The organism is Ruegeria sp. K11 (assembly GCF_056531905.1).
In genome coordinates, this window is record NZ_JBQFMP010000001.1 from 172,267 (window position 1) to 197,819 (window position 25,553).

The following is a 25,553-nucleotide window of genomic DNA, read 5'->3' on the forward strand; positions in this document are numbered from 1 at the left end:
GATTGATCACGCGGCAGGCGCGTGACCGACAGGGTTGTGCAACAACCTCGGGACGGGCAGGCGGACCCTGCGGCATCCGGTTGTTGCGTCAAGAACCCTGCGTGAAGGGGAACTATGGGATAAGTTGAGCGCTGTGAGGCCACTTTAGCCGCGAATGCTCACGCGTCAGCGCTGTGTTGCGTTGGCACATGAGGCTTGGCCGCGGAAATGTCAAGTTTACACTTTCGCTGCAGTGTGCCTTGGATTGGATTGGCGAAGCTTAGGTGTATAACCAGCACATTCAATTAAAATTGGTACCGGACAGAAAAATGCACGTTAGAGCTTTGGCCGTCGTTGCCACGCTTTTTTTATCAGGTTTTTCGAGTGTGGCCGACGCGGACGATTGTCTGGCCCAGCCAACGCAGGCTTGCCTGTTCGATCTGGCGATAGAAACGGCGGGGGCAGATCACGACAAAGGCTATTGGATGCGCAGTATCTTAAAGATTCTGGTCGATCAGGAAAGCCTGGGATTTCCACAGCACCAAACTTTGCGGGCAGCGTTTCTCACCTATTGTGCTGAAACTTGGGCAGACCCTTCGCAACAGGTTGTTGTTTTAAGGATGCATTCGGGTCTTTCAATTGGCCCACTGATGAGTAACGCTCCAGAAACGGCAGCAGAATTCGCGGCGTATCTGATGAATCTTTTGCCGCATATTGATCCCAAGAAACAAACATATGCGAAGGGAGCAGCCGCTTATTTCTTCATGTTTGCAGGAGACCGTCAGAGCGTTGACGACCTGTTGGAAACTGCCACTGATCAAGAGCGGGCTAGGATAGAACGGGAAATCATCGAAGCCTTTCTCCTTAAGGGGCGCTATCAAGAGGCCGTTGAGTTCATTGATAACGTCAACAACCCCAAAAGACGGGACATTTTAAAGGCCGAAGGGGTTCGCATTCTCTTGAAAATGAAGGACTACGGCAATGTACGAGACCTTGCTGGCAAAATCTTGAACCCAAAGGTCCGGTCCGTGTCTTTGTCAGAATTAGCTGTGGCATTCGCGTTTGACGGACGTTTGACGGAAGCCATGAAAACGCTGAAAGTCATGAAGCAAGAAAACTTGGATGTCTACGATGTAAGCCTTTCCAATTTTGCACTTGTTCACGCCATCGCTGGCAACAGGAGGCAAGTAGAGCTTCTCAATTGGTCCATAAGCAACTCTCGAGTGTTTGAGGATGATGTTTTTGAGTGGAACAGGGCTCTTCTTGCTGCGTCTGCAGGTCGTTTAGGTGAGCTTCTGTTGTACTTACAGAAAAGAGACAACCGCTTTGACTATGAACGTGCTTTGCTGAATTCGGGACTTGTTTATTTGCAATCCGGCCAAAATGATCTGTCGCTATTGTTTCTAAGCGTTCCTTGGGAGTTTCAACGCGAAGGATTGAAAGCTCTTGGCTATCTGCAAACGAAACAAGGAGACCTGACAGGAGCTTTGGATACGTTTGAGCGTGTTTGGCAATTGGATGTGAGCATCGACGAGTATCATGTATTTGATGACAGGAAGTTTGCGCTTGAGCGTTTGATGCTTGAGAGACAAAAAATCAAACTTGCGATTGAATTGGCCTATAAACGCCAGGATTCGCAGGCATTGTCATTTCTTGCCACGCAAATTCCGTAAATGCTCGACAGTTTCCGTATAACGCAGGTTATGCCAAGCAAATACAAATTGCGCGTGACTCGAAGTCGGACCTTAAGAAAATACTGCCATAGCGTTCGGTCTATGTTGCGGAGGTGTTGCGTAAGGCATTGACTTTGCGACCTTTTTATCATATCAACTGTGTCATGCTAGAAGAAGTGGGCGACGGCCCCGGGGTAACCCGGTGGCCGTTTTTCGTTTCTCTCGTGCGGAAAAACTCACGCATGAGGTCACAGGCAAACATGACTTTGATTACCCCGGAAGAGCGGATGTCACGGACGGCAGACCTGTTGTTGTCGCTTGAGACATCCATTCGCGATCTGCGCAAGGCAGCGGAAGAACTGCGTCAGCAAATCGGAGCCGGGGAGGATGCAGATCTTGCTGGTTCAACCAGGCAGCTCGGGCAGCTAGAGGGGCTGATCCGAAGTTGTCAGAAAGTGGAGACAAGCTTTGTCGAACAACATCACAGACAAGCCGGAATCGCCCAAGGGGGGTATGCGCTCGACCTTGACCGCGCTCGATTTGAGGTCGGGTGCCGGTTGGCTCGCCTCCGCCGATGCTGCGGTTCAGGACAGATTTCTGAGTGAGATCGGGGAGGGGGGGCTGTGTGCCCTCCCTTTCCTGTTTGAATTCTGGGCGATGCCGCATCAATTGCCGCCCGAGGGCGACTGGCGATCGTGGGTGATCATGGGTGGACGCGGTGCTGGCAAGACCCGGGCGGGCGCCGAGTGGGTGCGGTCGATGGTCGAGGGCGCAAAACCGCTGGACAAGGGCGAGGCGCATCGCCTGGCTTTGGTTGGGGAAACCTTTGATCAGGTGCGCGATGTGATGATCTTTGGCGACAGCGGGCTATTGCAATGTTCGCCTCCGGATCGGCGACCCACTTGGAAAGCGTCCGAGCGTAAGTTGATCTGGCCGAACGGGGCTGAGGCACAGGTCTTCTCGGCGCATGATCCAGAAGGGTTGCGCGGCCCGCAATTTGATGCTGCTTGGGTTGATGAACTCGCAAAGTGGAAAAAGGCAGCAGACACATGGGACATGCTGCAATTTGCCCTGCGGCTGGGACAGCGTCCAAGGGTCTGTGTGACAACCACGCCGCGCAACGTGAAGGTTTTGAAAGAGTTGCTGGCGTCGCCCTCTACCGGGCAAACGCATGCGCCGACCGAGGCAAATCGGGCAAACCTGGCAGATTCGTTCCTGGATGAAGTGCGCGCGCGCTATGCCGGAACGCGGCTGGGTCGGCAAGAATTGGACGGCGTCTTGCTGTCCGATGCGGAAGGCGCGTTGTGGACGGCGTCCATGCTTGACGCGGCGCGCGTCGCTCAGGTGCCCGAACTTGATCGGGTCGTGGTCGCACTGGACCCGGCCGTAACGGCAGGGTCCGAAGCGGATGCCTGTGGGATCATTGTGGCCGGGGCGTGTACAAAAGGCCCGCCAGAGGCGTGGCGCGCTTACATTCTGGCGGATTGCACAGTACAGGGGGTCGGGCCTGCGGGCTGGGCACAAGCCGCGATTGACGCGATGGACGTGTATGCGGCGGAACGTCTGGTTGCCGAAGTCAATCAGGGTGGACAGTTGGTCGAGGAAGTCGTCCGGCAGGTTGACCCGCTTGTGTCCTTTCGTGCCGTCCACGCCTCGCGCGGAAAGGCCGCCCGCGCCGAACCTGTTGCGGCACTGTATGAACAAGGCAGGGTATCCCACATCGCCGGTCTGGATGCGCTTGAGGCGCAGATGTGCCAGATGACCGCCGGCGGGTTTGAAGGGCAGGGCTCACCTGACAGGGTTGACGCTTTGGTGTGGGCCGTACACGACCTGATGGTCGCCCCCGCCGCCCGGCACCGCCGTCCGAGAGTTAGGGTGGTATGACGGGTGAGGTCACTTGTCATACGTACGCGTGAAAAGGGCGCAGGCAGTTTTACCCCGCCTTATCCTGGCTACGACGGTCGTTCTCGGGGATTGAGTACGACCCAGTGCCCGCCGGGAGCAAAATCAGGGATCTAGCGGGCGTTTTTTGAAGAAATGGTGCCCCCACACGGACTCGAACCGCGGACCTACTGATTACAAATCAGTTGCTCTACCAGCTGAGCTATAGGGGCACTAGGTGTCGATTAATCGGTCAATCCTCGGACTGCAAGCCCGAATTTGTGTTCATTGTGAGCTCAGAGAAATTTCATGTGTGCTGGCAATCAGTCATCCTGAACCGAATGGAATTTGACTGATGCCGGCGCTGCCTGTAACCGGAAATGTAAGAGGTGACGGAACAAGGACTTTCGCCGGATGCAGGTGGCCATTCACGCAGGCGCGATGTTTACCGATGGGGGCCGAATTCTCAAGCTGATGCAGTCCAACGCCAAGGTGATGGCCGAGGCCAACCGGGCTGTTTTTGGCGTGAAGGCTTTCAAACGCGTGTTTCGCGCGCCACTCAGGCAGTGCGATTCTCTGACCACAGCAGAGGACACGTTTCGTGGATTCCAAAACCTGCTGCCCGCAGACCGCCGAATCGAGCGGACCGTTTTGGCCAGCGCAGAGTTCATTGGTGAAAACGACTCGGTCATTCAGGATGGTCAGTTCTACGCGCAGGCCGGTCGGCGTCTGGGGTATCTGAGTCACGTTTTCAGCGACAACCCGGTCGAGTTATTTGTTGGATTGCGCAATCCGGGCAGTTTCATTCCCAAAGCTCTGATGCTTCTGCCGTTGGATGAGCGGCAAAACACCCTGAATACGACGGATCTGAGTTGCCTCAGTTGGTTGACGATGATCGAGGATATCCGCGATCTGGCACCAGACGTGAAAATCACGCTGTGGCGCAACGAGGATTCGCCACTGATCTGGGGTGAAATCATGTGCGCGATTGCCGGGTTGCCGTCGAATACGCCGCTTAACAGGGATCTGATCTTTTTATCCTCGCTGGTTTCGGACGCAGGCAAGCAGAGAATACAAGCGTTGCAGGGGCAGGGACTTGACCGGGAAGACCCCACACGAAAAACCGAATTGGCAGACATATTTCGGCAACACGCCCTGCCAGAAGCCATTGAAGAGGATGTGGAGTTAGAGGGGTGGAATGAGGACATCCTCGCCTCGTTCACTGAGCTATATGAACAGGACCTCGCACGTCTGCAATCGATGCCCGAGATTAATTTCATCAGCCCATAAATTCGGGTTGCATGAATGAGTGTCTTTTCAATCGGATGAGCAGGTTGTAAGTGTTCCCCATGTCTCGAGGAAGGTGGTATTTCCCAACTTTCTCGACGCGCGGGCGTGATGGAATGGTAGACATATCGGACTTAAAATCCGAAGGCCCTAGTGCCGTGTGGGTTCGAGTCCCACCGCCCGCACCACTTTATCTCAGGCAGACGAAAAGATCAGACGGGATACCCCAAGTCTTTGACCAACCGCCAGATATCTCGGTTGAGGGTTGAGAGCTGGGCCACGACATCCTCGATATCCTGCATCGCTTGGTCGTCGACTGTGTCCTCGCGCCCCAGTTTGATATCTGTCTTCCGGTCCGCGATACGCATCAGGATCGTCTTGGGATTCCCGCTTTCCTGATCAAAGGAATAGATGCAGTGGTTGAACTTGTTGCGCACTGACGAGAGCCGCGCGAGACGCTGCGTATGCTCCAGAATCGGATCTCGCACCTCGGCGGGGCGCCCTTCCATTTTTGCCAGACGTTCAACCAGATCAATCCGGGCGCGGGTCGTGTTCAGTGTCAGAAAGATGATCACGGCCACATCTTTCTTTGCGCCGGTCAGACCCGCAATCAGGTGTATCAACAAACTTTCGGTGTTGGTCCAGATGTAGTTCAGCCGACCGACCAAAAGGATCAGCCGGTCAAACCGGGCTTCGAAAGGCTCACTCAATGTGGACACCGCGCGCCTCTCCGGGTGCAACCTCGAAATAGAAATGGGCGGCGGCCGTGCGGTTGCTGACGCCCAGCTTGCCTGACACATTGTGCATGTGCAGCTTGACCGTATGTTCTGTAATGCCCAGTTTCGAGGCGATGACCTTGTTGCTTTTCCCTTGTGAAACCAGCCGCAGAACCTGCTTTTCGCGGCGCGTCAAAGTGGAATAGAGCGGCAGCTTTTCAGCCGACCTCCGCGTTTTGTCAGGTGGGACAGTGCGCTGGACCTCGGGCGTTTCGATCCTGGCAGAAAAAGATGGAGCAAGAAAGCAAGGCAAAAACAGCTCTTCATGCATCAGCAGGCGCAAGATCGAGCGCCATACATCCGGGGTGACGTTCATCGGCAGATAGCCAATGTCGCCAAACTGCGCCCGGTTCCAACTGTCGAACATGTGCCGGGCCGCGCTTTCTTTCCGAAACGCGAAGGCGAGGCACCCGGCGCTGGCAGCCTGACTGTATTCTTCCGGACGCGCCAGCAGATCGTCAGTCAGCAACTGATCCACCACCACAACGCGCGCACCCTGACCGGACTGTGCGACAAGCGCCTCCAGACTGTCATGGCGAAATGCAGTGACGCCAAACTCTGTCTGCACGCTTCTCAGGGTCTGGTTGGAATAAAACAGCTCTTTCCCGATGAAATTGATAGATAGCTCTTCAGTGGTAGTATAGTCGTCACGGGTATTACCATTCAATGAAATACTCATTGACGTCGCCCCCTCCCAAAAATGTAAAACCGTCAAATTAAGGTGTTAAATGGTTCGATTTTGACGGCGTGAACTCGTGAATTGAATAATTTAATTACGTTCGGATTATAGCGGAAAGTGCAAATTCCAGCAATAGAATGACCGCGAAATCCCCACTGATTTAGAACTTTTGGTTAGGTCAATAATCGACAACCTCACCATAACATAATGAAATAAATGCATTTATTTCCTGGTTATTGTTTCCAACTGGTTCAGGGTGGATTTTGACTGCAGGAATTCAGGATTATCTGAAAATATTATTTAAAAACAGCAATATAGATCACACTATCCTTTCTTCCAGCTAGGCACATCGTACCGCTGCTGCAACGATGGTCGGGCTTCAATTTGCGAAGCTCCGAAATCCTGACGTGCCCATGTCCTGCATATTTTTGCGGAAATCGAGTGGCCACGGAATCGGCTTGGCCGGGAAAGGAGGTGGCGACTGATCACAATCTAATACCCTTCCGCATAGCTGTCTTTTCTGACGCTATCTGCGGTCTCTTCTGTTTCAACCGCGCTGAATACCGCTTTGTAGATGAATGGCGGTGGGGCGCCTGAATAATGGAAATTAATTATGAGACGCAATACCAATAATACCAATGTCACAACCGTTGATGAAGTGAACATCGAACAGCTGGATTCAAACATCGAAGCTGACATTGATGTGGCAGAAGCTGAAATTGATGCAGACCTGACTGAACAGGACCAGCAGCAACAGCAGCAACAGGACGTCGAAAATTCAGCAAATAACTCAGATTCGCAAGCTCAGGATCAGGGCCAGGAGCAAGGTCAGGACCAGGATCAGGGCCAGGATCAGGACCAGTCCCAAAGCCAGTCGAACAATAACGGCGGTGACGACAGCAACACCAATGACAACTCGAACAGCAACGCGGTCAATATTGACTTCGGTGGTGGCGAGTGGATTCCGCGTGATGATGACAAGGTCGACGTGGACATTACCGACGCGGATGTGGGTGATGTGATCACCGCGGGCGATGACCTGAACTATGATCCGGGTGATGATCTGAATCTGGACATCTCATTGGATGGTCCGGGCAACGACATGTCATCGATCAACAATCAGGTGGCGAGCCTGGAAGACAATGACCACCTTGGTTCAGCGTCAGTCGCCAATAACGGCGATTTCCAGCAGAACGGCGATGCAAATGGCGGTAACGCACATGCGGCCGAAGGCATTTCTGCTGGCGCGGCAGGCGGTGCTTCTGGAATGGGTGGCAGCAGCTATGGCGGCGACGCGGATGGCGGCAAGACCTATGGCGCGGATGCCAATGGTTCAAGCGGTGATACCGGTGATGCAAATGCGGACGCACAGGGCGGCAAAGGCGGAAAATCCGGCAATGCTGACAACTCGAGCGACGTAGATTCGAACTCGGATTCGGCTGCGGATGGATCCAGCACCGGCGGTGATGGTGGCGACAGCGACAGCGACTCGTCCTCGGATAACGCGACCGACAGCAGCAACTCGACCGACAGCGCGACCGGCGACGGTGGCAGCAGTGAATCCTACGGTTTGGGTAAAGGTGTTGCCGACTCGCAAAGTGACTCGGGTGCTTATGCAGACGGTGGCGACAACGACACGTCCGCCAAGGCCAAGGGTAATGGCTCGACCGACAATGATGCAGACGCATCGGGTGCAGATGGTGGAGACGCTGATTCAACCACGGATGGTTCGGCGGACAACACCACCGACAATAACACCGAAGCCAATGACAATGACGCCGGTGACAACACTGCGGACGGTACCGGAACCGGTACATCCGACAGCAACGCGTCTGGCGACGGCGGCGACGGAAGCGGTGGATTCTCGCGTCTGGTCGAAGAAGCGATCGCTGAATTGCAGCGTGAACTGGCCGGTGAAGGTGGCGAGGAAGAAGCGCCTGGTGAAAGCGATGGCGGTGCCAATGCGGAAACCGATGGCGACAACACCTCGACAGGTGGTGCAGGCACCGGTGGTGCTGGCAACTCCGGCAGCTCGGCTGCGGATGCAGACGGTCAGGGTACAGGTGACCAAAGCGCGTCGGGACCGGATGTTGATCAGATGTCTGGCGACTCGAACGGTTCTGCAGCAAACGCAAGCGACTCTGACGCCGATGGCGGTGACGGTGGTTCGAACGCTGCGAATGGCTCTGGTGACGGTACGGGCACGGGCACTTCGGCGGCGGACGGCGCAGGTGGTGCAGGTGGTACCGGCACGGCTGATTCCGACTCGACCGCGAGCGGCGCGGGTTCGGGGGCGTCTGACTCGGCCGGTGGCGACAGCGGTGCGTCGGACGTGTTCTCGGAAACCGACACAGATGGGTCTGCAGACAGCCTGGCCGAAGCGATTGCCGGTTACGGCGGCGCATCTGCCTCGGACAACGACTCGAATTCGTCTTCGTCCGGTGCAGCAGACGGCACAGCGTCCAGCGGCAACACTGGCGATGGTGGTGCAAGCGCTTCCAACGGCGGCACCAGCGGCGGCTCGATGAGCGACGTAATGGCTGGCGACACGATGGGTGGCGACACGATGGGCGGAAGCTCGGCGGGTGCCTACTCGGGTGACGGCGGCGCAGGCGGCAACGCCGGTACATGGGGTTCGAACAACGGTGGCGACGGTATCGTCAACGGTGAATCCTACGCGTCGGCAGCGGCTGTTGTGGATACGGCGGCCTTTAACCAGTCGATCGTCATGGGTGCCAACGTGCTTGGTAACTCGGTCGATACGACCATGGTTGGTGGTTCGATGACGTCTTCCTACGCCAGCGACGACACCGAGGTCTAAGACCTGTGAAGGGGCGGGGCGCATTTTCGCCCCCTCCGTACTGATTGAAAACGCCGGGGCCGCATTCCGTGGCCTCGGCCCAGCACATCCTGAACCGGAAATTTCAGGCCGGCCAAGGGAGTAAAGGATCAAAGACATGTCGCTCGACAGTGTTACCGAAAAGATTGCACACTTTATTGGGAATTTTGATCTCACGATTGAGCAAGCCCGGCTGAGGGACCAGTACGAAGAGTTCACGGCCTTGCGGCGGAAGCTGGAGCTGGAAGAGCTTGAAGATCCGTACAGCATCAATGTCAAAGCGGATCTTGAGCTGGACCCGGGTCGTTACGATCCACTGCCTTACAAATTCCAAGCGCCGAGCGACAACAGATTTGAAGCCCAGACCCCGGGTGGGCCGGGCCCCGCACCTGAAATCGTGGTTCTGGCACCGCCGCCACTGAATGAACCGCTGCCGGATACCGATATTCCGACTGCAGCGATACCCAACGTCATTTTCCTGCCGCCGCAGATCATCACGGACCTGATTGGATCAGCGATCACCTATACGTTCCAGTCCATTTTCCTGCGCGACAATGACACGATCGGAGAGGGGGATTTCCGGGACGCGGATCAGTTGATGGCGATGGCCGAGGCAGCGGCGCAAATCGCATTGTCGCTGCACGCGTTGCCGGTGCCGTCATTTTCACTCACGGACTACCTTTCGGCCGAATATGTTCAGTCGCTGGCCGATGCGATGCTGTCGCCCAATACGGTTGAAATGGACGGTGTTACCGTTCATCAGTTCCACGGCGAAGACGCAATGGGCATTATCGTCAACGGCCAGCGTGTGGATGAAGCGCCCGAGTGGCAGGACCTGCTGCCTGCCTACCACCAGCCCGAAGAGATTGACGAAGACGAAACGCCCGACCCGTACCCCGCCGAATGGGATGAACGGACCGACAACGAGTTCGGTGAAGGGCATACGGTGGTCGCGGGTGGAAACCTTGCGATCAACGAAATGGCGGCGACCATCGCATGGGTCGACGCGCCCTATATCGCTGTTGGAGGCCAGGCCATCAATCTGACGCTGATCAGCCAGGTGGCGTTGGTGTCTGATTGGGATCAGGGTGTTTCGGGCTCGGGCACGGATGTTGTTCAGTCGGCCGAGATCACGGTTGAGCAAAAAGGCGCGCCGTGGCTGGATGGTGGGTCAGGTCAACCCACGACTATGACCGTAGACTGGATTACCGGTGATCTGGTGGTGGCGAATTTCGTCAAGCAAGAGATCGACGCCACGGATATCGACCACATCCAGGCCGAGATTTCGGCTGAAACCACATTGTATGCCCTAGGCGATAACCAACTGACCGATGTGACAAATATCGTTCAGTTGGGCACTTACTACGACCTGATCATGATCGGCGGCGACATGATCTCGGTGGATATGCTGCATCAGACACTGGTGTTGCAAGACGATGACATCGTCACTGGTGGAATGTCCACGCCGGTCGGGGGTGGGGACGAAAACCTGCTGATGAATCAGGCTGTGGTCAAAACCGAAGGCGAAGACACTCACGGGACGCTCGACAACTCGATGGCTGACGCGATTGCGCTGGATGGCATGGATGTCGGAGGGCTGGAAGATGCGCTGCTCAACGATCCGATGTTTGCCGGAATGGAGCAGATGCGGGTGCTGAAGATCGACGGCGATCTGTTGCAGGCCAATATCGTCGATCAGGTCACGAAACTGGCCGATCAGGACGATGTACATCTTTCCGGTCCGAACGCCGCGCTGACTGAAGTGTTTGCCGGTAGCAACGCGTTGCTGAATGCGGCCAGTATCACCAAGGCGGGCATAGACTCGAATGTCATGGCAGCAGACGGATCGTTTTCTGATCTATTGCTGCATCAGGCCAGCCTGGTTGATGCGCCAGATATGCCGGACAATCCTGAAATGCCCAACGAAGCGATTGCCCTTTTGATGCAAGAAGCTGACATGCCGGGCAATGAACAGGCAATTGGACCGAAAGGTCAGGACCTGACTCCAAGTGAAATGGCAAATACCGACGGCCTGCAAACCATGCTGGCCTGATTTCCCTTTAAGTTACGAGTGACCCGATAGGTTTGTTTCATGTCGATTGTTTTTTCGTCTCGTCGCACCCGTTTTGCCAGTCCGTTGGACCGTCAGGGGGGCGGGGCAACACTGAACCACAAGGCCAAAGACCGGTTGGATGTTCAAGTAAAGACTGACAAACCCGGGGCGGCGCCCCGATTGCGGCTGACCAAGGAGATGTGCGTGTCGAAACCCGAGCGTTGCCCGACAGCCGCTGCTGAAGTTGTGCCCGACGAACCGACGCATCATAAAAAAACCGGTGCGTCGGCAAAGACGACGAAACCACAGCGTGCTAGCTCTCCCCGCAAGCGCGCGACATCGCAGCCCGTGCAAGACAAGGAATTAGCGGGCCGTGATGCTGGGGTGGCCGATACCTCACCTCCGGATCGTGAGACCACTGACCAATCGACTGCGCGCATGACCCCCTCAGCGGAGCCGGTTGGTAAAGACCGCATGGGCACCACGATCGAGGCGAAGGCAAATCAGCCGTTGATGCGCCCGGGTTCGGGTGGCGGCGATGGCAAAGGGCCACCCCAGACGTTTCACAAGCGGACCCCGCCCGAGGATTTCCAGAAAACCCTGCGCGTGTCACTACGTGCGATCTGGCGCAATCTGGCCTTTGTGCTGGTGCTGACCTGCGCCACCAATATCCTCATTCTTGCGATCCCGATCTATCTGTTCCAGATCAGCGACCGCGTGCTGACCAGCCGGTCACTGGACACGCTGATCATGCTGACGGCGATTGTCGCGGGGGCTGTGATCTTTCAATCCGCCTTTGATGCGGTGCGCCGGTTCATGCTGATGCGCACAGCAGTCGAAGTTGCCGCCCGCCTTGGCGCTCCGGTGCTGAGCGCGGCAGCCCATGCGTCGCTGCACGGGAACGGGCGCGAGTATCAGACGCTGGGCGATTTGCAGCAGGTGCGCGGCTTTTTGGTTTCGGGGACGTTGATATCCTTCCTGGATGTGCCCTTTGCACCTTTGTTCATCCTGATGATCTTTCTGGTACATCCGCAGCTTGGCATGATCGTTGTTGTCACTGCGCTGCTGTTGATGATCATCGCGCTGGTCAACCAGAAAATGACGGCCAAGCCCTTTGCCAAGGCCAATCATGCGCAGGCGATGGCCAACCAGCATCTGGATTCGATGTCGCGCAATAGCCAGATCATCAACGCATTGGCCATGATCCCCGAGGCGGTGCGCATCTGGGGCCGCGACACGGCGCAATCGCTGACCTGGCAGGTGCGCGCGCAGGATCGTAACGTGATCTTCGCTGCGATCTCGCGGGCCATACGCCTGCTGACCCAGATCGGCATTCTGGGATGGGGCGCTTATCTCGCGCTCCAGGGCGAGATCACAGGCGGCATGGTTATCGCGGCATCGATCATCGCGGGGCGTGCGTTCGCCCCGATCGAAGGATCAATCGAGGGCTGGAACACTTTCCTGCTGACACGCGGCGCATTTGGCCGGATCAAGGCGCTGTTATCCAACTCGGCGCTGCAATTCGAGAAGCTGCGCCTGCCGCGACCCGAAGGGCGTCTGGATGTGGAGCGTCTGCTTTATGTTCCCGGCGGGACCAAACGCGTGGTGCTGAACGGGATTTCCTTTGCCCTGAACCCGGGTGAGACGCTGGCCGTTATCGGCAATTCCGGTGCGGGCAAAACAACGCTGGGTAAAACGCTTGTGGGGTCGATCCTGCCGACGTCAGGCTCGGTACGGTTGGACCTGATGGACATCCGCAACTGGGATCCGCGCCAGTTTGGTGAAAGCATTGGCTACCTGCCGCAGGATGTGCAGCTGTTTCCCGGCACGATCAAGGACAATATCGGACGTATGCGCGACGATGCCACCGACGAGCAAATCCACGATGCCGCCGTTCTGGCCGATGTGCACAATATGATCGCAACCCTGCCGCAAGGGTACGAGACCGTCGTCGCCGCGGATGGGACGCCTCTGTCCGGTGGACAAAAACAACGTATCGCACTGGCGCGGGCGTTCTTTGGCAACCCCAAGATGGTGGTTCTGGACGAACCGAACTCGAACCTTGACGTGGCAGGAGACAAGGCGCTGGCCCGCGCGATTGAACAGGCGAGAGAAAGCAAGATCACCGTGGTTGTCATCACCCAGAAACCGACCCTTCTGAACGTGGTGGACAAGATCATGCTGCTGACCGATGGGCGGGTTGCGCTGTTTGGTCAGCGCGAACAGGTGCTGCAACAACTCAACGGTCCGCGCCCAAAGCCCGAGCTGCAGGGCAAGGAGGGGTAAGCGATGAATGAACTGGTCCAATCCCGGGAACCGACCCTGTGGTATTCCGAGGTTCCGCGCTCGATCAATCGGCTGATCGTTATTGGCCTGGTCATGCTGTTAGTCTGCTTCGGCGGTTTCGGCATCTGGTCTTTCCGCGCTCCGCTGGCGGCTGCCGTAATCGCGCAGGGCAGCTTTGTCGCGACCGGTCGCAACAAGATAGTGCAGCATCTGGAAGGCGGCATCATCGAGGACATTCTGGTCAACGAAGGCCAATCAGTTCAGGCCGGCGAAATCCTGATGACGCTTGACCAGACCTCGGCCGAGGCCAATGAACGCGAGCTGTTTATCCGCAAAATCCGCCTTCAGGCCATGACGGAACGTCTGTTGGCCGAGCATAGTGAACAGGAACGTCTGTCCTTTTCATCCGCTTTGATCGAGGCCTCGAACGATGTCGAGGTGATGACCATTCTCGACAGTCAGAAGCTGAGTTTTGACGTGTCGCGCAAGACGCTGATGAACGATATCGCCTTGCTGGAGCGGAATATGGAAGCGCTGCGCATCCGCGCCTCGGGGTTCGAGGCGCAACTGGCCAGCATGGAGCGCCGCGCCGATATCCTGCAGGAAGAATTCGATACCAAAGAGGCGCTTTTTGACAAGGGTCTGGTGCGTAAAGGTGACCTGAATACGATCCGTCGGGTTCAGGCCGAGGCGGAAGGGCAACTGGCCCGGCTTCAGGCTGAAACGGCCGAGGTTAACCAGATGTTGCTGAAATACGATGAACAAATCCTGCGCACCCGGTCCGCCTATCGCGAGGCCGCGCTGGATGAGCTGGGTGTGATCGAGGCCGATCTGGAAAGCGTCCGCGAAAAGGCACGTCAGGCCCGCAGCGTTCTGGATCGCGCCGTTGTTCGTGCGCCGGTAACCGGCACGGTGGTGCGGCTTCATCACCACACTCCCGGCGGCGTGATCGAAACCGGAGAGCCGATTGCCGAGATTCTTCCTGCGGACGCGCCTCTGATCATCGAAGCGCAGATTCCGCGAACCGATATCGACAGCGTGGTCACCGGGCAGATGGCGACCGTCAGGCTGGTGGCGCTGAACCAACGCACGACCCCTGTATTGGAGGGCCAGGTGTTCTATGTCTCGGCTGACGCATTGCTTGAGGATTCGGCGGGTATTCCGCAAGAGGTTTATCTGGCCCGGATTTCCTTGACCCAAGACGAGATGGAGCGTGTTCGGGGCTTTGTGCCGACGCCCGGTATGCCCGCGGAGATCATGATTCAAACCGAAGAGCGCACCTTTGCCGCTTATATCGCCAAGCCGGTGGTGGACAGCATGTCCCGGGCCTTCCGCGAACATTAGGTCGCGGGCGACGGGGCTACACCTTCCAAATTTCGCATGTTAGATTTCTGTCAGATCATGACAGGAGATGAATACATGCCGTTGACCGTCAAGGCCATGATGGAAGCCGCCAATGCCGTGGTCCCGCGTCTCGATGCGGCGCGCGCCCGCGAATTGATTGGGCAGGGCGCATTGCTGCTTGATGTGCGCGATGCACCCGAGTTGGACCGGGCCGGGCGCGCGGCTGGATCACATCACATTCCACGTGGCATGCTGGAATTTCGCGCCGACCCGGACCTGCAATCCTATGATCCCGAACTGCGCAAGGACCGCGTCATCATCCTGCACTGCGCTTCGGGTGGTCGCGCGGCACTGGCCGGTAAGTTGTTGGTGGATATGGGATATCCGCAGGTCTACAATCTGGGTGGTTTCGCGGATTGGGTAAATGGCGGCGGCGAAATCGTTGAACCGGTTGATCCGGGAATGTGAACCCTGATCTGACACAGGTCAAAGCACATCACATTCTGTTACTGTAATGTGAAGGCCAAACATTAACAGACAGGATACCGGCCATGCTACGCCTTGCCGCAACGCTTTATTCTCTGATCGCGACCGCCTTTGCCGGAAGCGCCGTCATCGCCGTGCTGGCGGCGGGGCTGGTTACGGCGATGGCCATTGTCTGGGCGGCAGTCGTGGGGGCTGTGGTTGCTGCCCCGGTCTCGTGGTTGGTGGCCAAACGGCTTTACAACGGGACCTGATCAGGCATTCAGAAACGCTCTGACAGCGGCTTCGAACTCGCGGGGTTTCTCGGCATGTAGCCAGTGCCCTGCGCCCGGGATTTTCGCAAAACGTGCTGACGGAAACAGCGCGCGGATCGCTTGGCGGTGTTCAGGTTGAACATAGTCTGAGGTTCCTCCCGACAGAAACAACGTCGGTCCGTCCCACTGGGTTTCGACCTTTGGGAAGCTCATGATTTTGGGCATCTCGTCGGCCAGAACGTCCAAATTCAATCGCCAGCGCTTGCCTTCGACATCCAAGGATTGGGTGAAAAAGCTCTGCAGGGCTTTTTCGACCCCGAGATCGGCCAGCTGCGTCTCGGCGTCCGAGCGGCGCTCGACACTGGACATATCGACGTTGCGCATAGCTTCGATAAACTGAATCTGACTATGGCCATAGGTCACAGGCGCAATGTCGGCCACGACCAGTTTGTTGACGCGGTCCCCATGCGCCAGCGCCAGCATCATCGAGGCCTTGCCGCCCATGGAATGTCCGACCACATCTGCCTTGCCGCCCAGACTATCGATGACCTCGACCAGATCCTGCGCCAGATGCGGGTAGTCATGCTGCGCGTCCCAGAAGCTGTAGGCATGGTTGCGCATATCCACCGCAATGACCTGACGTTCATCCGACAGGCGTCGCGCGATCACGCCCCAGTTTCGGGCCGAGCCGTAAAGCCCATGCGCAATCAAAAGCGGGGGAAGATCGGTCGGGTCGCCATGGATGATCGTATTCAGCATAAGCCTGTGATACTCGCCGTCGCACGGAACAACCAGCCCCATTGTCGCACGCGTTGTGCAAGGGTACATTGCCGCGTCAGGAGGGGCCAATGGCGCAGGAAATCGATATCCAGACGCAGATCGCGCAGACCATTGGTTTGCTGCGCAAAAAGCTGGGGGTGAAAGACAAAACTCTCACTGCCTCGGTCCGGCGCGCCAAACGGCGGTTGCCGCGCAAGATCTATAAACAAGCCATGGTTCTGGCCCGGGCTGAACAGATGGCCGAACACCCCAAATTGCAGTTGCTGCTGGATATGCCGCGGCTCGAAAAAGCCTCGAAAGACGTGCAGGGGCACCTGAACGCGATCAATCTGGCCGACCGGCGCTGGGGGTGGTTTCTGAGTTTTCTTGGCTCGCTGGCGCTGGGGCTCCTTGCGCTGGCGGCGTTGGCGGTCATTGTCCTGCGCTGGCGCGGGTATATCTGACACGGCCCCAGCAAAAGAAAAACGGCGCCCCTTGAGGCGCCGCTTTCTAATTCAAAATCCGAGACGGATCAGAGATTCGGATAGATCGGGAAGCGCGCGCACAGCTCGGCGACTTCCGCCTTCACCTTCGCCTCAACCTCGCCGTTGCCCTCTTCGCCATTGGCGGCCAGACCGTCCACAACCTCGATGATCCAGTCGGCGATCTGACGGAACTCGGTCTCGCCAAAGCCGCGGGTGGTCCCTGCGGGCGAGCCCAGCCGGATACCGCTCGTGATGGTCGGCTTTTCCGGGTCGAACGGCACGCCGTTCTTGTTGCAGGTGATATGGGCGCGGCCCAAGGCTTTCTCGGTTGCGTTGCCTTTGACGCCTTTGGGGCGCAAATCAACCAGAACCACATGGGTGTCGGTGCCGTGGGTCACGGTGTCCAGGCCGCCTTTGATCAGCTGATCCGACAGCGCCTGCGCGTTGGTCACGACCTGCTTGATATAGTCCTTGAACGCGGGCTGCAGCGCCTCGCCAAAGGCCACGGCCTTACCGGCGATCACATGCATCAGCGGGCCGCCCTGAATGCCGGGGAAGATGGCCGAGTTCACTTTCTTGGCGATATCCTCATCATTGGTCAGGATCATGCCGCCACGCGGACCACGCAGAGTCTTGTGGGTTGTGGTCGTTGCCACATGTGCGTGGGGGAACGGCGAGGGGTGTTCGCCTGCTGCAACCAGACCTGCAAAGTGCGCCATGTCCACATGCAGATATGCGCCGACCATATCGGCGATTTCGCGCATCCGGGCGAAATCGATCTGGCGCGGAATGGCCGAGCCACCCGCGATGATCAGCTTGGGGTTATGCTCTTTCGCCAGTGCCTCGACCTGATCATAATCCAGCATGTTGTCCTGCTGACGTACGCCATATTGCACCGCGTTGAACCACTTGCCCGACTGGTTCGGACGCGCGCCGTGGGTCAGGTGACCACCAGCGTCGAGGCTCATGCCCAAGATGGTGTCGCCGGGCTGGATCAGCGCCTGGAACACGCCCTGGTTCGCCTGAGAGCCCGAGTTCGGCTGCACGTTGGCAAAGCCACAGCCAAACAGCTCTTTCGCGCGGTCGATGGCCAGATTCTCGGCGATGTCGACGAACTGGCAGCCGCCATAGTAGCGACGGCCGGGATAGCCTTCGGCGTATTTGTTGGTCATGACCGAGCCCTGCGCTTCCATAACGGCGGCAGAGACGATGTTCTCGGACGCGATCAGCTCGATCTCGTCGCGCTGACGGCCCAGTTCAGATGTGATCGACCCGAATAGCTCGGGGTCACGATCCGCGAGGGACTGGGTGAAGAAACCGGTATCACGAAGGTTGGCGTTCATAATGGCTCCACAGGGCTGGGGTATATATGGCGGATTTCCTATCGGAAACCGAACGACCGAGAAAGGCTGTAAAGCGACGAATTGGTTCGCTGCGGCGTCAACTCTGGTGAAATGCGGAAAGGTGTGTTTGTTTCGGAACCAAATGTATTGCACCGGAAACCGGAAATGATGACCCAGAGAATCGCTTTTCTTGCCAGCGAGGCCAGCGTCGCCCAAAGCGCGCGCGACGCTTTGGTTTCGCGTTACGGAAATGCAGCCCCGCGGGATGCAGATGTGGTGGTCGCGTTGGGAGGGGACGGGTTCATGCTGCGCACTTTGCACAACACTCAGCATCTGAACACGCCGGTCTACGGTATGAACCGTGGAACGATCGGTTTTCTGATGAACAAGTATGAAGAATTGGACCTTCCAGCCCGGCTTGCCGCCGCCGAGGAAGAGGTCATCAACCCGCTGATCATGACCGCTATGGATCAGGCGGGAAAAACCCACGAGGCGCTGGCGATCAACGAAGTCTCGCTGCTGCGGGCAGGGCCGCAAGCCGCGCGGCTACGGATCAGTGTGGATGGTCGTGTCCGTTTGGCCGAGCTTGTCTGCGACGGGGCGCTGTTGTCCACGCCTGCTGGCTCGACCGCGTATAATTATTCTGCCCACGGCCCGATCCTTCCGATTGGCGCGGATGTTCTGGCCCTGACGGCAATTGCTGCATTCCGTCCGCGCCGCTGGCGGGGGGCCTTGTTGCCGAAAATCGCTCAGGTGCGGTTTGACGTGATCGAAGCAGATAAGCGCCCTGTGATGGCAGACGCGGATTCCATATCAATTCCCGACATTGACTGGGTCGAGATTCGCTCGGAACCCGCGGTGCGCCATCGCATCCTGTTCGACCCCGGTCACGGCCTGGAAGAGCGTTTAATTTCCGAACAATTCACATAAATTTCTTCTCAAATGAAAAATTCCAACGCTTGTGTGATCCAGTTCACAGGCAACTGCATCTCCCTTTGGTAGGGTCAACTTGTCCGGAGATCACGCCAAGGTGGAAGTGAGTGGCCATCAAACGGTGTTTTCGAAATGATTGCGCAGTTTACGCGCTGGCGAGGGTGGGTGGTGCCACGCTTGTCATCAAAAATCCGGGCTTATTTTAGCACGTGGACCCCGGGCGCAATAACCCGGGGTCTATTTTCTTTGCTGTCAGGTCTTGGCCATTTGGTCCCACAGCACCGGAGCCATCTGTCCCACACGATCTTCAATTGCGATGGCCGCATCGACAGCCAGATCTTCGCGCCAGCGCCGGGCGGCAATCTGAATGTTGATCGGCTGAACGCCACCGGGCAAGGTCGCAAGGCGCGCGGGCACGCTGGCCGCTGGAAGGCCGATGAAATTCATCGCATAAGAATAAACGGCACAGCCAAGAACCTCGTGCACGCCTTCAGCCCCTTCAGTGTCTCTGTCCGGTCTAAAGAAAGGCTGTGGCAAAAAGGGCGACAGAACCAGCGGATACTCTTCCATAAACAGAGACCACTCGCGCGCGTAATGGCTGCGTTGCGCCATTATCTGGATCAGTTCGGTCCCGGTTATGGGCGGAAACTCCTGAAAGTAGACCTCAAAGATATTCCGGATCGTCTGTGACCCGGCCGCTTCGATATCACCCTTGAGAAGCGTCAGAACCTCGCCCATCAGCGCGCGGTATCCCGAACGTCCACAGTCGAACACGTCCGGCGGATCGGTTTCGACCACATGATAACCCGCGTCGATCAACGCGTCCCGCGCAGCCTCCAGTGCCAGGTCGACTTCGGGATGCAGGTCGTATCCGAACGTGTCCCGCGTGAAAGCAACCTTTAGCGGCGCATCCAATGCCGGGCCGCGCCACGCCAAAGGGACATGGAACGGGTCGCGCGGGTCGGGCGCGATCAGACTGGGCATCGACAGATGCAGGTCCTGTGCGGTTCGGGTGATCACCCCCTGAACCGACATCGATTGTGCCAGCAACCCGCGCTCGGTGGTCTGGCTCGGGTTCCACGCGGGTACGCGTCCAAGACCCGGTTTGACGGTAACCGCCCCATTGGCCGCCGCTGGGAACCGGAGACTGCCGCCAATGTCATTGCCATGGGCCAGCGCACCGATCCCGGCCATGACAGCCGCCCCGGCACCACCCGATGACCCACCCGGTGAAATATGCCGCCCCCACGGATTATGCGTGCGGCCATAGAGCGGATTGTCCGTATCTGCGCGGAACGAAAACTCGGGCGTATTGGTGCGCCCGATCACAACGGCCCCGGCCTTTTGCAGATTGCGGACCAATGGCGCATCATCGGGTGCGATCACGTCTTTCAAGGCCACAACACCGTTCGAGGTCGCATGACCTCTCTGGTCCACATTGATCTTGATCGTGACGGGCACGCCATGCAAAGGGCCTGGCTCGGTTCCCTGTGCGATGGCGTGATCCAGATCGCGGGCGCGGGTCAACGCCTCGGCACTCAGGTCCTCGACAACCGCGTTGAGGTCCGGGTTGACCGCATGCATGCGATCGGTCGCAGATTGGACAGCTTCCTCGGCGCTGATTTCCCCAGCTTGGGTCAGCGCAGCCAACTCCAAGGCACTTAGCCGCCAGATGTCACTGTTGCTCATGATCGTCCTCCCGGCCTCAACCTGCGGCGGAAGGGGCCCGATGGCAAGAGCTGCAATCCCAGAACAGGGATCCTCCTTCATCTGGCTCAAAATATCCCGGAGCGCGAGGCAGAGCCTCGCACATGCGCGATAGCGCAAATCGGGCGCGCCGAAAGGCGCACCCTATTTGTTATTGCTGAATTACTGTGCGTAACCGATGGTCTTCAACGCATTGGTGATCTCGTCCAGAATGACCGGATCATCGATGGTGGCGGGCATCTTGTATTCCTTGCTGTCCGCAATCGACACCATTGTCCCACGCAATATCTTGCCCGAGCGGGTCTTGGGCAGGCGGTCCACTACAACGGCTTGCTTGAAGGCCGCGACCGGGCCGATCTTTTCGCGGACCAGCTTGACCACATCCTGAACCACCTCGCCGTGATCGCGGTCGCAGCCGGCATTCAGACACAGGAACCCCACGGGCATCTGACCCTTAAGCTGATCCGTCACACCGATCACTGCGCATTCAGCCACGTCGGGATGGGCGGCCAGAACCTCTTCCATCCCGCCGGTGGACAGGCGGTGGCCCGCGACGTTGATCACGTCATCAGTGCGCGCCATGATATAAAGATACCCGTCCTCATCGATCATGCCCGCGTCGCCGGTCTCATAGTAACCGGGGAAGTGGTTCAGGTATGAGCTTTTGAACCGGTCCTCGGCATTCCACAGGGTCGGCAGGGTGCCTGGGGGCAGCGGTAGCTTGACGGCAATCGCCCCTAATTCCCCCGCCTTCATCGGATGCCCGCCCTCATCAAGGATTTGTACGTCATAACCGGGCATCGGCTTGGCCGGAGAGCCCAGCTTGACCGGAAGCTCCTCGATGCCCAGCGGGTTGCCGGCGATGGCCCAGCCAGTCTCGGTCTGCCACCAGTGGTCGATGATCGGAACCTTCAGCGCCTCCTGCGCCCATTCGATCGTGTCCGGGTCGGCGCGTTCGCCCGCCAGGAACATCCCCCGCAGATGCGATATATCATAATTCGCAATCAACTCGCCCTTGGGATCTTCGCGTTTGACCGCGCGGATGGCGGTTGGTGCCGTAAAGAAGCTTTTGACCTTATGCTCGGAAATCACCCGCCAGAACGTCCCCGCATCAGGGGTGCCGACCGGTTTGCCCTCGAACACGATGGTCGTGTTGCCGTGGATCAACGGCGCATAGCAGATATAGGAATGCCCCACGACCCATCCCACATCGGACGCGGCCCAAAATACGTCGCCCGGATCGACGTCGTAGATGTTTTTCATGGTCCAGTTGAGTGCAACCAGATGGCCTGCGGTCGGGCGCACCACGCCCTTGGGTGCACCGGTTGTGCCCGAGGTGTACAGGATATAGGCCGGGTCATTGCCATCGACTGGAACACAGTCTGCCGGTTCAACCCCGTACTGGAACCCGTGCCAATTGTAATCGCGCCCTTCAACCAATTGTGCAACTTCCTGTTCGCGTTGGAAAATCACGCAGAAATCAGGTTTGTGGCTGGCCAGATCAATCGCGCCGTCCAGCAAGGGTTTGTAGTGCACCACGCGGCCTGGCTCCATCCCGCAGGAGGCGGCGATGATCGCCTTGGGTTTCGCATCGTCAATACGAACCGCCAGTTCGTTGCTGGCAAATCCACCAAAGACCACCGAATGGACGGCACCCAGACGGGCACAGGCCAGCATTGCCTCAAGTGCTTCCGGGATCATCGGCATGTAGATGATGACGCGGTCGCCTTTCTCAATGCCCTTGGCGCGCAACGCACCTGCCAAAGTCGCCACGCGGTTGCGCAGCTCGACATACGAAATCTCGCGCTTGGTGTGGGTAATGGGGCTGTCATAGATGATTGCCGTCTGCTCGCCCCTGCCGCTTTCCACATGGCGGTCCACTGCGTTCCAGCAGGTGTTTACGCGCGCATCGGAAAACCACTCATAGAGAGGGGCATTGTCATCGAACAGAGCCTTGGACGGCGGCTGAACCCAATCGATCCCCTTTGCGGCCTCCATCCAGAAGCCTTCCGGATCGGATTTCCAACTGTCGTAAACGTCCTGATAGGCCATCGCCGTCTCCTCCTGAAATTCCCTGTGCAGTGTGTTAGGCGTCTCGATGACATGCGGCAAGCAAGCGTAATGACGGCGCGTCAGTTTATCGCAAAATATTTGCAGAAGCCCCGAAATTCGCCTGCAAAGTTTTGCAAACTGGTATTTCTGGCGGGTTTTGTCTTTCAGAGCGGAAAATTTTGCAAACTTGCAAAGTCTGTCGTGCAAAAACCTGATGATGCCAGAATCACAACGGGCGTCCGGTTGGACGCCCGAAGTTATGTCCATCCGGGCGCAAGGGCTATCCGTAATGGGCCACCGGCGTGCCAGCGATTGCTGCCATGTTCAGTAACCCACGAGCCGTAATCGACGGGGTAACAATATGGGCTTTGTTGCCCATACCCATCAGGATTGGCCCCACCTCGAGCCCGCCTGCTTTCATCTTCAGGATATTGCGCACGCCGCTGGCTGCATCCGCATGTGCAAAGATCAGGACATTCGCGGCCCCGGTCAGGCGTGAATTCGGGAAAATCCGCGACCGAAGGTCGGGGTCAAGGGCCACATCCAGATTCATCTCGCCCTCATAGGTGAAATCGCGCGGCTCGGAATCGAGGATTTCCAGCGCAGCCCGCAAACGTTTGCCGGATCCTTCTTCCTGATTGCCGAACTGCGATTGCGAGCAGAAGGCGATTTTCGGCTCCAGCCCGAACCGTCGTACGTGGCGGGCGGCGCCGATGGTGGCCTCGGCCAGTTCTTCCGGCGAGGGCAATTGGTGCACATGCGTGTCGGCGATGAACAGGGGGCCGTCTTCCAGTACCATCAGTGACAGCGCGCCATGCGGACGCAGATCGCCGTCGTCCAGAACCTGTTCGACATAGTTCAGATGCCAGCGGTATTCGCCGAACGTGCCACAGATCATACTGTCGGCTTCACCGCGCTGAACCATGATTGCCGCAATGGCGGTGCTGTTGGTCCGCATGATGGCCTTGGCCAGATCAGGTGTGACGCCTCTGCGCTGCATGATTTGGTGATACGAGGTCCAGTAGTCGTAATAACGCGGGTCGTTTTCCGGGTTCACAATCTGGAAATCCTCGCCGGGTCTGACCGTCAATCCCATGCGTTCGCAGCGCGCGTCAATCACGTCGGGGCGTCCGATGAGGATCGGGGTTTCCGTGGTCTCTTCCAGAATGGCCTGAGCGGCGCGCAGCACCCGTTCATCCTCGCCTTCGGCAAAAACGATGCGGCGGGACGCGACCGAAGCGGCCTCGAAAACCGGGCGCATGATCAGCGCGGATTTGAAGACCGTTTGGTTCAGACGTTCTTTATAGACTTCGATATCCGTGATGGGTCGTTTTGCGACGCCGCTTTCCATGGCGGCCTTGGCAACCGAGGACGACACCACGCCGACAAGGCGCGGGTCAAATGGTTTTGGGATCAGGTAATCAGGGCCAAAGGTCAGTTGTTCCCCTTTATAGGCCGCCGCCGCTTCGGCACTTGTCGTCGCACGGGCCATCTCGGCGATGCCGTCGACACAGGCGATCTGCATTTCGTCATTGATCTCGGTCGCGCCGACATCCAGAGCGCCACGGAAGATGAAGGGGAAGCACAGGACGTTGTTCACCTGATTGGGGAAATCGCTGCGGCCGGTCGCAATGATGGCATCCGGGGCCACTTCGCGCGCCGCGTCCGGCAGAATCTCGGGCGTCGGGTTGGCCAGCGCAAAGATAATCGGACGGCTGGCCATTTTCGTGACCATCTCGGGCTTCAGCACATTCGGCCCGCTAAGGCCAAGGAACAGGTCGGCATCCGCGATTACATCGTCCAAAGTGCGCAGATCGGACTTCTGCGCGAACTGGTCTTTGTGCGGGTTCATGTCTTCGGCCCGACCTTCATAGACCAGGCCGTGAATGTCACACAGCCAGATGTTCTCCCGCTTCACGCCGAGTTTGACCAGCATGCTGAGACAGGCAATGCCCGCCGCGCCGCCGCCGGTCGATACGACCTTGATATTCTCGAACGACTTACCCGCCACATGCAGCGCGTTTTTGGCCGCCGCGCCTACGACAATGGCGGTGCCGTGCTGATCGTCGTGAAAAACAGGGATGTTCATCCGCTCGCGGCAGATCTTCTCGACAATGAAACAGTCAGGCGCTTTGATATCTTCCAGGTTGATCGCCCCGAAGGTCGGCTCGAGCGCGCAGACGATCTCGGCCAGCTTTTCCGGATCGGGTTGATCAACCTCGATGTCGAAACAGTCAATGCCGGCGAATTTCTTGAACAGAACCGCCTTGCCTTCCATCACGGGTTTCGAGGCCAGCGCACCGATATTACCCAGCCCCAGAACCGCCGTGCCATTCGAGACCACCGCCACAAGATTGCCGCGCGAAGTATAAAGCTCGGCGTTTTCGGGATCGGCCTTGATCTCGAGGCTGGCCTCGGCCACGCCCGGCGAATAGGCGCGTGCCAGATCGCGACCGTTGGCCATGGGCTTGGTGGCCCGGATCTCAAGCTTTCCCGGTCTCGGATGGGCGTGATAGTCAAGTGCGGCCTGCCGCAGGCTGGGGGTGTCAGACATCAGCGATTCATCTCCGTTCCGAATTTTGTTTGGTGGTTAAACCATTTTTTTCGGCTTGGCTACGCCACGTCAATTTGCAACGGTTTCCGGGCATCAGCGCAGAGTTGGTTGAATTCTGTCTCAGATCAGTTAGGTTCCGCCACCTTCGCGCCGCGCGCTACACCATTTCACCGCCCCGGGGTCACC

The 25,553-nt window shown here is 57.8% G+C and carries 18 protein-coding genes and 2 tRNA genes; 12 read left to right on the plus strand and 8 right to left on the minus strand.

Annotation, left to right across the window (positions count from 1 at the left end):
- Nucleotides 1-263 precede the first annotated feature (263 nt).
- Together ACR0K4_RS00890 and ACR0K4_RS00895 are read left to right on the plus strand one after the other, a co-directional pair.
- Nucleotides 264-1,652 carry a tetratricopeptide repeat protein gene (locus ACR0K4_RS00890; protein ID WP_480852470.1) on the plus strand — a complete coding sequence of 463 codons (1,389 nt, stop codon included), beginning with the start codon at nt 264-266 and terminating at the stop codon, nt 1,650-1,652.
- 513 nt (nt 1,653-2,165) lie between these two features.
- Nucleotides 2,166-3,536 carry a DNA-packaging protein gene (locus ACR0K4_RS00895; RefSeq protein ID WP_480852705.1) on the plus strand — a complete coding sequence of 457 codons (1,371 nt, stop codon included), beginning with the start codon at nt 2,166-2,168 and terminating at the stop codon, nt 3,534-3,536.
- Between the two features lie 154 nt (nt 3,537-3,690).
- On the opposite strand, the gene ACR0K4_RS00900 is transcribed toward ACR0K4_RS00895, so the two are convergent.
- A tRNA-Thr gene (locus ACR0K4_RS00900) sits at nt 3,691-3,766 on the minus strand.
- 181 nt (nt 3,767-3,947) lie between these two features.
- On the opposite strand from ACR0K4_RS00900, the gene ACR0K4_RS00905 reads away from it, so the two are divergent.
- Nucleotides 3,948-4,823, plus strand: coding sequence for a hypothetical protein (locus tag ACR0K4_RS00905; RefSeq protein WP_480852471.1), 876 nt, complete (start codon nt 3,948-3,950; stop codon nt 4,821-4,823).
- 99 nt (nt 4,824-4,922) lie between these two features.
- A tRNA-Leu gene (locus ACR0K4_RS00910) sits at nt 4,923-5,008 on the plus strand.
- A gap of 24 nt (nt 5,009-5,032) precedes the next feature.
- Here the strand turns inward: ACR0K4_RS00910 and ACR0K4_RS00915 are convergent.
- A complete protein-coding gene (locus ACR0K4_RS00915; RefSeq protein ID WP_480515703.1) occupies nt 5,033-5,539 on the minus strand; it encodes a hypothetical protein in 507 nt (168 codons plus the stop codon).
- Nucleotides 5,523-6,275 (minus strand): helix-turn-helix transcriptional regulator, encoded by a 753-nt coding sequence (locus ACR0K4_RS00920; RefSeq protein WP_480852472.1) that lies wholly within the window; start codon nt 6,273-6,275, stop codon nt 5,523-5,525. The genes ACR0K4_RS00915 and ACR0K4_RS00920 overlap by 17 nt, the downstream gene beginning before the upstream one ends.
- Nucleotides 6,276-6,888: 613 nt before the next feature.
- Between ACR0K4_RS00920 and ACR0K4_RS00925 the strand changes: the two genes are divergently transcribed.
- The 6 genes from ACR0K4_RS00925 to ACR0K4_RS00950 all read left to right on the plus strand — a co-directional run bounded on the left by ACR0K4_RS00925 (nt 6,889) and on the right by ACR0K4_RS00950 (nt 15,534).
- Entirely contained in the window at nt 6,889-9,096 is a 2,208-nt protein-coding gene (locus ACR0K4_RS00925; RefSeq protein ID WP_480852474.1) for a hypothetical protein, read from the plus strand.
- A gap of 136 nt (nt 9,097-9,232) precedes the next feature.
- Nucleotides 9,233-11,167, plus strand: coding sequence for a type I secretion protein (locus ACR0K4_RS00930; protein ID WP_480852475.1), 1,935 nt, complete (start codon nt 9,233-9,235; stop codon nt 11,165-11,167).
- A gap of 39 nt (nt 11,168-11,206) precedes the next feature.
- On the plus strand, nt 11,207-13,453 hold the full coding sequence (locus ACR0K4_RS00935) for a type I secretion system permease/ATPase (protein WP_480852476.1): 2,247 nt from the start codon (nt 11,207-11,209) through the stop codon (nt 13,451-13,453).
- Between the two features lie 3 nt (nt 13,454-13,456).
- The gene (locus ACR0K4_RS00940; protein ID WP_480852477.1) at nt 13,457-14,797 is read left to right on the plus strand and encodes an HlyD family type I secretion periplasmic adaptor subunit; all 1,341 of its coding nucleotides are present in this window, start codon (nt 13,457-13,459) and stop codon (nt 14,795-14,797) included.
- Nucleotides 14,798-14,872: 75 nt separating this feature from the next.
- Nucleotides 14,873-15,265, plus strand: a complete 393-nt coding sequence (locus ACR0K4_RS00945) for a rhodanese-like domain-containing protein (RefSeq protein ID WP_480852478.1) — start codon at nt 14,873-14,875, stop codon at nt 15,263-15,265.
- A gap of 83 nt (nt 15,266-15,348) precedes the next feature.
- On the plus strand, nt 15,349-15,534 hold the full coding sequence (locus ACR0K4_RS00950) for a hypothetical protein (protein WP_480515696.1): 186 nt from the start codon (nt 15,349-15,351) through the stop codon (nt 15,532-15,534).
- Here the strand turns inward: ACR0K4_RS00950 and ACR0K4_RS00955 are convergent, their stop codons facing one another.
- Nucleotides 15,535-16,293 (minus strand): alpha/beta fold hydrolase, encoded by a 759-nt coding sequence (locus tag ACR0K4_RS00955; RefSeq protein ID WP_480852479.1) that lies wholly within the window; start codon nt 16,291-16,293, stop codon nt 15,535-15,537. It abuts the gene before it with no gap.
- 89 nt (nt 16,294-16,382) lie between these two features.
- On the opposite strand from ACR0K4_RS00955, the gene ACR0K4_RS00960 reads away from it, so the two are divergent.
- Complete coding sequence (locus ACR0K4_RS00960) at nt 16,383-16,757, plus strand: hypothetical protein (RefSeq protein WP_480515695.1); 375 nt, start codon at nt 16,383-16,385, stop codon at nt 16,755-16,757.
- Nucleotides 16,758-16,825: 68 nt separating this feature from the next.
- Here the strand turns inward: ACR0K4_RS00960 and glyA are convergent, their stop codons facing one another.
- Complete coding sequence (gene glyA / locus ACR0K4_RS00965; RefSeq protein ID WP_480515693.1) at nt 16,826-18,121, minus strand: serine hydroxymethyltransferase; 1,296 nt, start codon at nt 18,119-18,121, stop codon at nt 16,826-16,828.
- A 168-nt stretch (nt 18,122-18,289) separates the two neighbouring features.
- Between glyA and ACR0K4_RS00970 the strand changes: the two genes are divergently transcribed.
- Complete coding sequence (locus tag ACR0K4_RS00970) at nt 18,290-19,051, plus strand: NAD kinase (protein ID WP_480515894.1); 762 nt, start codon at nt 18,290-18,292, stop codon at nt 19,049-19,051.
- Nucleotides 19,052-19,306: 255 nt separating this feature from the next.
- Here the strand turns inward: ACR0K4_RS00970 and ACR0K4_RS00975 are convergent, their stop codons facing one another.
- The 3 genes from ACR0K4_RS00975 to ACR0K4_RS00985 form a co-directional block, all read right to left on the minus strand.
- Entirely contained in the window at nt 19,307-20,743 is a 1,437-nt protein-coding gene (locus tag ACR0K4_RS00975; RefSeq protein WP_480852480.1) for an amidase family protein, read from the minus strand.
- Between the two features lie 180 nt (nt 20,744-20,923).
- Nucleotides 20,924-22,813 (minus strand): propionate-CoA ligase PrpE, encoded by a 1,890-nt coding sequence (gene prpE, locus ACR0K4_RS00980; protein ID WP_480852481.1) that lies wholly within the window; start codon nt 22,811-22,813, stop codon nt 20,924-20,926.
- 280 nt (nt 22,814-23,093) lie between these two features.
- Complete coding sequence (locus ACR0K4_RS00985; protein ID WP_480852482.1) at nt 23,094-25,367, minus strand: NADP-dependent malic enzyme; 2,274 nt, start codon at nt 25,365-25,367, stop codon at nt 23,094-23,096.
- Nucleotides 25,368-25,553 lie beyond the last annotated feature (186 nt).